The 11213-nt window shown below is 74.5% G+C and carries 12 protein-coding genes and 1 pseudogene; 12 read left to right on the top strand and 1 reads right to left on the bottom strand.

Annotated elements, in window-relative coordinates:
- Window positions 1–101 precede the first annotated feature (101 nt).
- Complete coding sequence (locus AB0910_RS23730; protein WP_366746637.1) at window positions 102–734, bottom strand: TIGR03085 family metal-binding protein; 633 nt, start codon at window positions 732–734, stop codon at window positions 102–104.
- Window positions 735–816: 82 nt separating this feature from the next.
- On the opposite strand from AB0910_RS23730, the gene hisI reads away from it, so the two are divergent.
- The 12 genes and pseudogenes from hisI to AB0910_RS23790 all read left to right on the top strand — a co-directional run bounded on the left by hisI (window position 817) and on the right by AB0910_RS23790 (window position 10977).
- Entirely contained in the window at window positions 817–1170 is a 354-nt protein-coding gene (hisI, locus tag AB0910_RS23735; RefSeq protein ID WP_366746638.1) for a phosphoribosyl-AMP cyclohydrolase, read from the top strand.
- An 11-nt stretch (window positions 1171–1181) separates the two neighbouring features.
- Window positions 1182–2720, top strand: a complete 1539-nt coding sequence (locus tag AB0910_RS23740) for an anthranilate synthase component I (RefSeq protein WP_366746639.1) — start codon at window positions 1182–1184, stop codon at window positions 2718–2720.
- Between the two features lie 34 nt (window positions 2721–2754).
- Window positions 2755–3414, top strand: a complete 660-nt coding sequence (locus tag AB0910_RS23745; protein WP_366746640.1) for a TIGR02234 family membrane protein — start codon at window positions 2755–2757, stop codon at window positions 3412–3414.
- A gap of 178 nt (window positions 3415–3592) precedes the next feature.
- Window positions 3593–3886: an HGxxPAAW family protein gene (locus tag AB0910_RS23750; protein ID WP_366746641.1), complete on the top strand. Its 294-nt coding sequence runs from the start codon at window positions 3593–3595 to the stop codon at window positions 3884–3886.
- A 97-nt stretch (window positions 3887–3983) separates the two neighbouring features.
- Entirely contained in the window at window positions 3984–4409 is a 426-nt protein-coding gene (locus AB0910_RS23755; RefSeq protein WP_366746642.1) for a DUF2752 domain-containing protein, read from the top strand.
- Window positions 4410–4538: 129 nt separating this feature from the next.
- Window positions 4539–5348: an indole-3-glycerol phosphate synthase TrpC gene (trpC, locus tag AB0910_RS23760; protein ID WP_366746643.1), complete on the top strand. Its 810-nt coding sequence runs from the start codon at window positions 4539–4541 to the stop codon at window positions 5346–5348.
- A gap of 9 nt (window positions 5349–5357) precedes the next feature.
- Window positions 5358–5594 (top strand): tryptophan synthase subunit(beta), encoded by a 237-nt coding sequence (locus tag AB0910_RS23765; protein ID WP_366746644.1) that lies wholly within the window; start codon window positions 5358–5360, stop codon window positions 5592–5594.
- A 19-nt stretch (window positions 5595–5613) separates the two neighbouring features.
- A pseudogene (gene trpB / locus AB0910_RS23770) lies at window positions 5614–6852 on the top strand (tryptophan synthase subunit beta); the annotation flags it as partial.
- Between the two features lie 86 nt (window positions 6853–6938).
- A complete protein-coding gene (gene trpA, locus AB0910_RS23775; RefSeq protein ID WP_366746645.1) occupies window positions 6939–7757 on the top strand; it encodes a tryptophan synthase subunit alpha in 819 nt (272 codons plus the stop codon).
- Window positions 7758–7891: 134 nt separating this feature from the next.
- Entirely contained in the window at window positions 7892–8713 is an 822-nt protein-coding gene (locus AB0910_RS23780) for a thioredoxin domain-containing protein (protein WP_366746646.1), read from the top strand.
- Between the two features lie 160 nt (window positions 8714–8873).
- Window positions 8874–9854 carry a prolipoprotein diacylglyceryl transferase gene (gene lgt, locus AB0910_RS23785; protein ID WP_366746647.1) on the top strand — a complete coding sequence of 327 codons (981 nt, stop codon included), beginning with the start codon at window positions 8874–8876 and terminating at the stop codon, window positions 9852–9854.
- A gap of 394 nt (window positions 9855–10248) precedes the next feature.
- Entirely contained in the window at window positions 10249–10977 is a 729-nt protein-coding gene (locus AB0910_RS23790; protein WP_366746648.1) for a VIT1/CCC1 transporter family protein, read from the top strand.
- Window positions 10978–11213 lie beyond the last annotated feature (236 nt).

An 11213-nucleotide genomic window follows, 5' to 3' on the forward strand; every position in this document is an offset into this window, starting at 1 on the left:
CTGCGAGGAGATGATCTCCTCGCGCGTCCTCGCGTGCGCCTCGACGGTGAAGAGGCCCAGGTCGTCGAGGAGCCGGGAGAACTGGACCCCGCCGCGCCGGGTCAGACGCCCAGCTTCGCGTCCAGGATCTTCGCCACCGCGTCCTTGTCCCCGTCGAGCGAGACGTCGGCCGACGCCTGGCGGCCCGAGAGGAACAGCGTCAGCTCGCCCGGCTCGCCGGTCACCGTCACGACCGGGGTGCCGCGGCGCGCGACAGCGGTGCGGCCGTCCGGGCGGCGCAGCACCAGGCCGACCGGCGCCTTGCGCCCCATCAGCCGCGCGCCCTTCTCCAGGCGCGACCACAGCGCGTCGGCGAAGACCGGGTCCACCTCGCGCGGCGTCCAGTCGGGCTGCGCCCTGCGCACGTCCTCCGCGTGGATGTAGAACTCCGTGGTGTTCGCCGCCTCGTCGATCTGCTTCAGGCCGAAGGGCGACATCTTCCCCGGGCCCGTGCGGACCATCTGGAGCAACTCCTCGTACGGCTTCTCCCCGTACTCCGCCTGCACCCGGTCGAGGCGGGCGCGCAGCGCGGGGATGACCGTGCCTCCCGCGGCGTCCGGCCGCCGGTCCCGCACCACCACGTGCGCGGCGAGGTCCCGGGTGAGCCAGCCTTCGCACAGGGTGGGGGCGTCAGGACCTGCGGCTTCCAACAGATCCGCGAGGAGGAGCCGTTCACGTTTGGCATGGGTCGACATGCCCGCAAGCGTACGGCGCCGCCCCCTGTCCGCCCAGTGGGCGCCCCGCCGCGCGTGCGGCGGGGCGCGGCAGAATGGGGCCATGACCACGCCGCTCGACCCCGCAGTCGCCGCCCGCCTCACGCGCAACGCCGACGGGCTCTTTCCCGCCATCGCCCAGCAGTACGACACCGGCGAGGTGCTGATGCTCGGCTGGATGGACGACGAGGCGCTGCACCGCACCCTGACCACCGGGCGCTGCACGTACTGGTCCCGCAGCCGGCGCGAGTACTGGGTCAAGGGCGACACCTCGGGCCACGCGCAGCACGTGAAGTCCGTCGCGCTCGACTGCGACGGCGACACCGTGCTCGTCAGGGTCGACCAGGTCGGCGCCGCCTGCCACACCGGCGACCGCACCTGCTTCGACGCCGGCACACTGCCCCTCGCGGCCGAGTAGGGTCTGCCGCCATGGATCTTGAGACGTTCCGCAAGCTGGCGGTCGACCGCCGCGTCATCCCCGTGAGCAGACGGCTGCTCGCGGACGGCGACACCCCGGTCGGCCTGTACCGCAAGCTCGCGGCCGAGCGCCCCGGCACGTTCCTGCTGGAGTCGGCGGAACAGGGCTCCTGGTCCCGCTACTCCTTCGTCGGCGTACGGTCGGCCGCCGCCCTCACCGAGCGCGGCGGCGCCGCGCACTGGCTCGGCACCCCGCCGGTCGGCGTCCCCGCGGGCGGTGACCCGCTCGCCGCGCTGCGTGCCACCCTGGAGGCGCTGCACACCCCCCGCGACCTCACAGCGGGCCTCGGTCTTCCGCCCTTCACCGGCGGCATGGTCGGCCACCTCGGCTTCGACGTGGTGCGCAGGCTGGAGAAGCTCGACAGGGGCGCCGAGGGCACCGGCGCCCGCGACGACCTGCACCTGCCCGAGCTGACCATGCTGCTCACCTCCGACCTCGCCGTACTCGACCACCAGGACGGCACGGTCCTGCTGATCGCCAACGCGATCAACCACAACGACCTCGACACCGGTGTCGACGAGGCGTACGCGGACGCCGTCGCCCGCCTCGACGCCATGCAGGCCGACCTCGCGAAGGCCGCCGACACGGTGCCCACGGCGCTGCCGCCCTCCGAGCTGCCCGACTACACCGCCCGCTGGGGCGGGGAGCAGTTCAGGGCCGCCGTCGAGGACATCAAGGAGCGCATCAGGGCGGGCGAGGCGTTCCAGGTCGTGCCCTCGCAGCGGTTCGAGACGCCCTGCGCGGCGAGCGCCCTCGACGTGTACCGGGTGCTGCGCACCACCAACCCCAGCCCTTACATGTACCTCTTCCGCTTCCCCGGCGACGACGGCGGCGTCGCCTTCGACGTCGTCGGGTCCAGCCCCGAGGCCCTCGTCAAGGTCGAGGACGGGCGCGCCCTGCTGCACCCCATCGCCGGGACAAGGCCGCGCGGCGCCACCCCGCGCGAGGACCAGGACCTCGGCGACGAGCTGCTCGCCGACCCCAAGGAGCGCGCCGAGCACCTGATGCTCGTCGATCTCGGGCGCAACGACCTCGGCCGGGTCTGCGAGCCGGGCAGCGTCGAGGTCGTGGACTTCATGAGCGTCGAGCGGTACTCGCACGTCATGCACATCGTCTCCACGGTCACCGGCCGCGTCGCGCCGGGACGCACCGCCTTCGACGTGCTCACCGCCTGCTTCCCCGCCGGCACGCTCTCCGGCGCGCCCAAGCCCCGCGCCCTCCAGATCATCGACGAGCTGGAGCCCAGCAGGCGCGGCGTGTACGGCGGCTGCGTCGGCTACCTCGACTTCGCCGGCGACTCCGACACGGCCATCGCGATCCGCACCGCCCTGCTGCGCGACGGCACAGCCTACGTGCAGGCCGGCGCGGGCATCGTCGCCGACTCCGACCCCGAGTCGGAGGACGCCGAGTGCCGCAACAAGGCCGCCGCGGTGCTGCGGGCCGTGCACACCGCGAACCGGCTGGTCCCCGCGGAGCCCAGCACCGCCTGAACCGCGCAGGAGGCCGTAGGGGATAGTGGAGGGCGTGACAGCGCTACCCGCCCCCCGGGGCACCACCGACGAGCGACGCGCGACCGGCGCCACGAGCGGCCGCCGCAGCCTCGCAGCAGCCCTGCTCCTCGGCGCCGCGGGCGCCGCGGTGGCGCTCATCGCCTCGGGCCAGATCTGGGCCAGGGGCGCGGCCGCCGTGGGCGGCGGCGCCGTGACGGTCACCGCCGACGGCCGCGACGTGACGGGCGTGCCCGCCGCGCTCGCCGTGGTCGGCCTCGCCGCGCTGGTCGCCGTGTTCGCCGTGCGCCGCGCCGGGCGGCTCGCCGTGGCGGCCGTGCTGGCGCTCAGCGGCGCGGGCACCGCGGTCTCCGCGCTCCTCGGCGGCACCGGCTCCGACGCCCTCGACGAGAAGGCCGCGCAGACCACGGGCGACTCGTCGGCGACCGTGCACGCCCTCAGCCACACCGGATGGCCGTACGTGGCGGCCGTCGCCGGGGTGCTGATCCTCGCCGCCGGACTCCTCGCCGTCGGCTACGGCAGGCGCTGGCCCGCCATGTCGGGCCGGTACGAGCGCGGCACCGGCGCCGCAGGACTCAGGGCGGCCGCACGCCGCAAGCCCGTCGTGGACCCGGACAGGCCGGAGGACGTGTGGAAGGCGCTCGACCGGGGCGAGGACCCCACCGAGCAGAGCTGACGCGCGCGCCCCGCGCCCCGGTGGCGCGCACCGACCCCCCTCGCGCGTCACCCGCAGTGCATGCGGGAGAATGCCGGGTGAGCATCGGACGGGCGGGACGGCGGCGCCACGCCGCCCCGCGCGTCCGGCGGACGACACAGCGCCCACCACACAGCGCCACAGCAACGAGGAGCAACTCATGGCGGCTAACAGCAGCCACGGACACACGCCGGCGGCCTGGACCGGCGTCATCATTTCCTTCGTCGGCTTCTGCGCCGGCGGGGTCTTCATGGTGGGCGACAGCCCGGTCGGCTTCTGGGCCAGCATGGGCGTGGTCGTCCTCGGCGGCATCGTCGGCGTGATCATGCGGGCCATGGGCCTCGGCATGCCGAAGGAGTCCGACGAGATGAGGCAGGCGCGCGAGGAGGCGGGCCGCGCGCAGATCGCCGCCCGCACCGGTGGCGCGCAGGCGCAGCAGCACGCCAGGGCCTGAGCGCCCGCACCACCCGGCCGCCCGCCGGCCGGGGCAGGACCCGGCCGTCCGCCCGGCGGCCGGGTGCGGCAGACGACCACGGGACGGAGTGGCAGCGATGACGGCACCGGTGGTGCGGCCGCCCGCACAGGGGGCCGGCCGGTGGGCCAGGCCGCTCGGCGTCCTCGCGGGCGCGGCCGCCGCCTTCACGTACGTGGGGCTCGTCAACCCGAACCGCCCCGGCCACTACCCCGTCTGCCCGCTCTACGCGCTGACCGGCGTCTACTGCCCCGGCTGCGGCGGCCTGCGGTGCGCGCACGCCGTCGCCACGGGCGACCTGCCGACCGCGCTGCACGACAACGCGCTCGCCGTGGCCGCCTTCGCCGCCTGCGCGGTCCTGTGGGTGCGGTGGGTGCTGCGGACCCGCAGGGGCCTGCCCGCCACCGTGCGGATCAGCGGCCACTGGGGCTGGTTCTTCTGCGTGCTCGTCGCCGTCTTCACCGTGGCGCGCAACCTGCCCTTCGGCGGCCTGCTCGCCCCGTGAGCCGCGGACAGGCCCCGCCCGCGACCCGCGCACCCCGTGATGAGGGCCTTTGGCCTCTTACGGCTAGCATCGAAGGGGCCGGAACCTGAACACATGACCCACCCGCCTGAACGGAAGGGGGCCGCTCGCGTGAGCGTGCTCGACGAGATCATCGACGGCGTGCGCGCCGACCTCGCCGAGCGCCAGGCGCGCGTCGGTCTCGACGAGCTCAAGCAGCGCGCTGCCCGGGTGCCCGACGCCAAGGACGGCGTCGCGGCGCTGCGGGGCGAAGGGGTCAGGGTGATCTGCGAGGTGAAGCGCTCCAGCCCCTCCAAGGGCGCGCTCGCCGCGATCGCCGACCCCGCGGCCCTCGCCGCCGAGTACGAGGAGGGCGGCGCCGCCGTCATCTCCGTCCTCACCGAGCAGCGCCGCTTCGGCGGCTCGCTCGCCGACCTGGAGTCCGTGCGCGCCCGCGTCGACGTCCCGGTCCTGCGCAAGGACTTCGTCGTCACCTCCTACCAGCTGTGGGAGGCCAGGGCGTACGGCGCCGACCTCGTCCTGCTGATCGTCGCCGCGCTCGAACAGCCCGCGCTCGTCTCGCTCGTCGAGCGCGCCGAGTCCATCGGGCTCACGCCGCTCGTCGAGGTCCACGACGAGGAGGAGGCGGAGCGCGCCCTCGACGCGGGCGCCCGCATCGTCGGGGTCAACGCGCGCAACCTGAAGACCCTCAAGGTCGACCGCTCCACCTTCGAGCGGGTCGCCCCCGAGCTGCCTGCGGGCGTCGTCACGGTCGCCGAGTCGGGCGTGCGCGGGCCGCACGACCTGATCGCCTACGCCAACGCGGGCGCCGACGCCGTGCTCGTCGGCGAGTCCCTCGTCACCGGCCGCGACCCGCGCTCGGCCGTCGCCGACCTGGTCGCCGCGGGCGCCCATCCGGCCCTGCGCCACGGCAGGGACTGAGCGCACGCCATGCCCGCGTACCGCCCCGCGCTCCCCGCGGCCGACACCCCGCAGACGCGCCACGCGCCCCTGGCGCGCGGCTGCCGCCCGCGGGGCTGCCGCGCGCCCGCGCGCCGGGTGCACGGGCGGCGGGTGCGGTACGTCATCGGCGACGAGCCGGGACAGGTCAACGGCATGCGATGGCGGAGGCCGGCGCGCGCGGCGCACAGGTGTGCCGCGCCCGCATACGGTGCCTTCCGTCCTTAGCTTCCGAGGAGTTGCTCCGTTGTCCACGAGGCCTTCCGCAGATCCCTCTGCGTTCTTCATCCCCGATCCCGAGGGGCAGGTCCCCACCGCCGACGGGTATTTCGGCGCGTTCGGCGGCACGTTCATCCCCGAGGCGCTCGTCGCCGCGGTGGACGAGGTCGCCGTCGCCTACGACAAGGCGAAGTCCGACCCGGCGTTCGCGGCCGAACTCGACCGGCTGATGGTCGAGTACACCGGCCGCCCCAGCCCGCTCACCGAGGTGCCGCGCTTCGCAGAACACGCGGGCGGCGCCCGGGTGTTCCTCAAGCGCGAGGACCTCAACCACACCGGCTCGCACAAGATCAACAATGTGCTGGGCCAGGCCCTGCTGACCAAGCGCATGGGCAAGACCCGGATCGTCGCCGAGACCGGCGCGGGCCAGCACGGCGTCGCCACCGCGACCGCGTGCGCCCTGTTCGGCCTCGAATGCGTCGTCTACATGGGCGAGATCGACACCGAGCGGCAGGCGCTCAACGTCGCCAGGATGCGCATCCTGGGCGCCGAGGTCGTCGCCGTGAAGTCCGGCAGCCGCACCCTCAAGGACGCCATCAACGAGGCGTTCCGCGACTGGGTCGCCAGCGTCGACACCACGCACTACCTGTTCGGCACGGTCGCGGGACCGCACCCGTTCCCCGCGATGGTCCGCGACTTCCACCGCGTCATCGGCGTCGAGGCGCGGCGGCAGGTGATCGAGCGCACGGGCCGGCTGCCCGACGCGGCGATCGCCTGTGTGGGCGGCGGCTCCAACGCGATCGGCCTCTTCCACCCGTTTCTCGGCGATGCGGGCGTCCGCCTGGTGGGCTGCGAGGCCGCGGGGCACGGCGTCTCCACCGGCGAGCACGCGGCCACCCTGACTGCGGGCGAGCCCGGCATCCTGCACGGCTCGCGCTCGTACGTCCTCCAGGACGACGAGGGGCAGATCACCGAGCCGTACTCGATCTCCGCGGGGCTCGACTACCCGGGCATCGGGCCCGAGCACGCCCATCTGAAGGACAGCGGGCGCGCCGAGTACCTCGCCGTCACCGACGACGAGGCCATGCGGGCCCTGCGGCTGCTGTCGCGCACCGAGGGCATCATCCCGGCCATCGAGAGCGCCCACGCCCTGGCCGGCGCGCTCACCGTGGGCCGGCAGCTCGGCGAGGACGGCCTGCTCGTGGTCAACCTCTCCGGGCGCGGCGACAAGGACATGGACACGGCAGCCCGCTACTTCGGGCTCTACGCACCGGACACCGCGGTCGAGCCGGACACCGCATCGGCCGCCGTCGTCGCGGACGACCGCGCAGACTCGCCCGAGGGGGACGCCAAGTGAGCGGGAACATCCAGCTGTTGGCGGACACCCTCGCGGCGGCACGCGCCGAGGACAGGGCCGCGCTGATCGCCTACTACCCGGCGGGCTTCCCCACCGTGGACGCCGGGATCGAGGCCATCGGAGCGGTGTTCGACGGCGGCGCCGACATCGTCGAGGTGGGCCTGCCCTACAGCGACCCGGTCCTCGACGGGCCCGTCATCCAGACCGCCGACGACATCGCGCTGCGCGGCGGCGTCCGCATCGCCGACGTGCTGCGCACCGTGCGCGAGGCCCACGAGGCGAGCGGCAAGCCGGTCCTCGTGATGACGTACTGGAACCCGATCGACCGCTACGGCGTCGAGCGCTTCACCGCGGAGCTCGCCGCCGCGGGCGGCGCCGGGTGCATCCTGCCCGACCTGCCCGTCCAGGAGTCCGCGCTGTGGCGGCAGCACGCCGCCAAGCACGACCTCGCGACCGTCTTCGTCGTCGCCCCGAGCAGCAGGGACGCGCGCCTCGCCGAGATCACGGCGGCGGGCAGCGGCTTCGTGTACGCGGCCTCGCTGATGGGCGTCACCGGCACCCGTGAGTCCGTGGGCGAGCAGGCCAGGGACGTCGTCGCCAGGACCAGGGCCGCGGGCGACCTGCCGGTCTGCGTCGGGCTCGGCGTGTCCAACGCGGCGCAGGCCGCCGAGGTCGCCGCCTTCGCGGACGGCGTCATCGTCGGCAGCGCCTACGTCAAGCGGGTCCTGGACGCGCAGGACAGCGCGGCCGCCGTCGCCGGGGTGCGCGCGCTCTCCCGCGACCTCGCCGCGGGCGTACGGGCCGCCGCGCGCTGAGCCGCGGGCCGCACGCCGTCCGGTGGGGCGGCGCGCCGCCCGCGTTCGAACGCGCGTGAGGGACGGTCTCATCCTTACGGGTGGACCTCGGACCGGGGAGGCGCCTGCGCACCTCCCCGGTTCGTTGCCGTCGTGTGAGTGAGAAGACACGTGTGGCAACCAGGAGCGCCCGAGAGCGCATCCAGCAGGAACGCGCGGCGGAGAAGTCGCGCGAGAAGCGCAGGCGCGGCTTCGTCGTCGGCGGGACCGCGCTCGCCGTGCTGGCCCTCGCGGCCGGCATCGGCGTGCTCGCCGCCAACGCGGGCAAGGACGAGCCGGCCGACGGCGCCGCGGGGCCCGTCAGCGCGCCGGCCGGTGCGGGCGGCAAGGACGGCCTCGCGATCCGCGTCGGCGCCGCGGACGCGCCGTCCACGCTCACCGTGTGGGAGGACTTCCGCTGCCCGATCTGCGGGCAGTTCGAGAACGTCTTCCGCGACACGTTCCACCAGCTGGAGAACAGCGGCCAGTTGAAGGTCGAGTACCACCTCGCCACGATCATCGACGGCAACATGGGCGGCACCGGCTCCGTGCGCGCGGCCAACGCCGCGGCGTGCGCGCAGGACGCGGGGAGGTTCCCGCGGTTCCACGACGTGCTGTACGAGAACCAGCCCGAGGAGACCTCGGACGCCTTCGGCAAGAACAGCAGGCTGACCGAGCTCGCGGGCAAGGTCGACGGGCTGTCCACGCAGCGCTTCACCGACTGCGTCGACAAGGGCGTCCACGACGGGTGGGTCAGCAAGTCGGCGGCCGCGTTCCGCACCGGCGGCTTCGCCGGCACGCCCACCGTCCTGCTCAACGGCACCCCCGTCTTCCCGAAGAAGGGGAACGAGAACATCACCCCGGCGAACCTCAGGAAGTGGGTCGCCGAGGCGAACAAGGGCAAGCAGCCGGGGAAGGCCGCGACCCCGGGGGCCTGATCCGCGCGGCCTCGCGGGCGGGGCCGGGGCGCCGCCCCGGCCCCGCCCGCATGCCCGCCCCCGGCCCGCCCGCCTGCCCGGAAAATCAACCGCCCGTTACCAGGACGTTGCCGGGTGACCGGCCGTGCGCGGGGCCCGGCACGGTAGCGTCGGACCTGCCATGGAACTTGCCTACATCCCCAGTCCGTCCGTCGGAGTGATCCACCTCGGACCGCTTCCGCTGCGCGGCTACGCCTTCTGCATCATCGTCGGTGTCTTCGTCGCCGTCTGGTACGGCAACAAGCGCTGGGTCGCCCGCGGCGGCAGGTCGGGAACGGTCGCGGACATCGCGGTGTGGGCGGTGCCCTTCGGCCTGGTGGGCGGCCGTCTCTACCACGTGGTGACGGACCCCGAGCTCTACTTCGAGAAGGGCGAGGACTGGGTCAACGCCTTCAAGATCTGGGAGGGCGGGCTCGGCATCTGGGGCGCCGTCGCGCTCGGCGCCGTGGGCGCGTGGATCGGCTGCCGCAGGCGGGGCATCCCGCTGGCCGCGTGGGCCGACGCGCTCGCCCCCGCCGTCGCGATCGCGCAGGCGATCGGCCGCTGGGGCAACTGGTTCAACCAGGAGCTCTACGGCAAGCCGACCCACGTCCCGTGGGCCCTGCACATCACCAACCCCTCCGGCGGCGGCACGCCCGGCTACTACCACCCGACGTTCCTGTACGAGTCGCTGTGGTGCCTGGTCGTCGCCGCGCTGGTCGTCTGGGCCGACCGCAGGTGGCAGCTGGGCCACGGCCGGGCCTTCGCGCTCTACGTGGCGCTGTACTGCGTGGGGCGCGGCGGCACGGAGTACCTCCGCGTCGACGAGGCCAACCACATCCTGGGCCTGCGCCTGAACCTGTGGACGGTCATGGTGATGTTCGTCCTCGCCGTGCTCTACATCGTCCTGTCGGCGCGGCTGCGCCCCGGCCGCGAGAGCGTCGTCGAACCGGGCGCGCACCCGGACCCGGACCCGGAGAACCCCGAGGAGTCCACGGACCCCGAGGAGTCCACGGACCCCGAGGAGTCCACGGACCCGGAGAAGCCCACCGGCGCGGGTGACTCCGCAGAGCCGGGGACGCGGGCGGAGAGCGCCGGCCCGGCGGCGGAGACCGCGAAGTAGAGCCGAGGACCCGGGCGGGCCCCCGCAGGACGGCACACCGCCGTCCCGCGGGGGCCCGTGCACTGCCCCGGCTTCCCACGCCTTCGCGCGGACGCGCGGAGGATTGTTCACCCCGTGTTCCGCCGTGCGCCGCAGCGTGTCCGCCGCCTTCCGCACGCACCGCCCGTACGGTCGTCCCGCGGGCCGCGAGGCCGCGCGAAGGACCGGTGGGGCCACCGCGTGAGCCGCCTCGCCCCGAGGGGCCACTCGCCCGGTCCATACCCCTTTGACCTGCGGTAAGTACGGCCTTCCTTGCTGGCGGCGATCGATTTCCGTGCGTACTTTCGAGCGTGGGAGGGGCCCGTCGGCTCCGTACGGAACCGGGCTGCCGCCCGCGGGAAGGGGAACGCACACCATGGCCGTCTTCGAGGCGAACGCGACACTGCACGACGCACACCGCGAGAACCACACCCACCGCGACGTGACGGGCGGCTGGCTGCGCCCCGCGGTGTTCGGGGCGATGGACGGCCTGGTCTCCAACCTCGCGCTGATGACCGGCGTCGCCGGCGGCGCGGTCTCCCCGCACACCGTGGTGATCACCGGCCTCGCCGGGCTCGCGGCGGGCGCCTTCTCGATGGCGGCGGGGGAGTACACCTCGGTCGCCTCGCAGCGCGAGCTCGTCGAGGCCGAGCTCGCCGTGGAACGCGCCGAGCTGCGCCGCAACCCGGCGGACGAGCTGGCAGAGCTGGCCGAGCTCTACGTGTCGCGCGGTGTGGAGCCGGTCCTCGCCCGGCAGGTCGCCGAGCAGCTGTCCGCCGACCCTGAGCAGGCGCTGGAGATCCACGCGCGCGAGGAGCTCGGCATCGACCCCGACGACCTGCCGTCGCCCGCCGTGGCCGCGGTGTCGTCGTTCGGCTCGTTCGCGGTGGGCGCGCTGCTGCCCGTCCTGCCGTTCCTGCTCGGCGCCACCACGCTGTGGCCCGCCGTGCTGCTCGCGCTCGCCGGCCTCTTCGCCTGCGGGGCGCTGGTGGCCCGGGTGACGGCCCGCGCCTGGTGGTTCAGCGGGGTGCGGCAGCTCGCGCTCGGCGGGGCCGCCGCGGCCCTCACGTACGGCCTCGGGGCGGTGCTGGGCGCCGCGCTGTAGCGGCGGGTCACGGCAGGTCACACCCCTGTGTGAGGGAAGCGAGGGGACAGGGGCGGGCGCGGGCGCCGGCGGCCGCGCCCGTCGTTGTGACCGATCTCCCTGGGCGCGGGAGGCCGCGGGATGCGACACTGGCCGGGCGTGTCGTACGTACCTGTTACACGGCGGTTTCGATCCCGCGATACCGGGGCATGACCCGTTAGCGCCGCGGGCAATGAGGCCCGCGCCCCCGGACAGGC

Source organism: Streptomyces sp. NPDC047002 (assembly GCF_040704505.1).
GTDB lineage: Bacteria > Actinomycetota > Actinomycetes > Streptomycetales > Streptomycetaceae > Streptomyces.

Coding starts and splice junctions, on each gene's coding strand:
- AB0910_RS23730 (WP_366746637.1), bottom strand. CDS start 734: ATGTCGACCCATGCCAAACGTGAACGGCTCCTCCTCGCGGATCTGTTG.
- hisI (WP_366746638.1), top strand. CDS start 817: ATGACCACGCCGCTCGACCCCGCAGTCGCCGCCCGCCTCACGCGCAAC.
- AB0910_RS23740 (WP_366746639.1), top strand. CDS start 1,182: ATGGATCTTGAGACGTTCCGCAAGCTGGCGGTCGACCGCCGCGTCATC.
- AB0910_RS23750 (WP_366746641.1), top strand. CDS start 3,593: ATGGCGGCTAACAGCAGCCACGGACACACGCCGGCGGCCTGGACCGGC.
- AB0910_RS23755 (WP_366746642.1), top strand. CDS start 3,984: ATGACGGCACCGGTGGTGCGGCCGCCCGCACAGGGGGCCGGCCGGTGG.
- AB0910_RS23765 (WP_366746644.1), top strand. CDS start 5,358: ATGCCCGCGTACCGCCCCGCGCTCCCCGCGGCCGACACCCCGCAGACG.
- lgt (WP_366746647.1), top strand. CDS start 8,874: ATGGAACTTGCCTACATCCCCAGTCCGTCCGTCGGAGTGATCCACCTC.
- AB0910_RS23790 (WP_366746648.1), top strand. CDS start 10,249: ATGGCCGTCTTCGAGGCGAACGCGACACTGCACGACGCACACCGCGAG.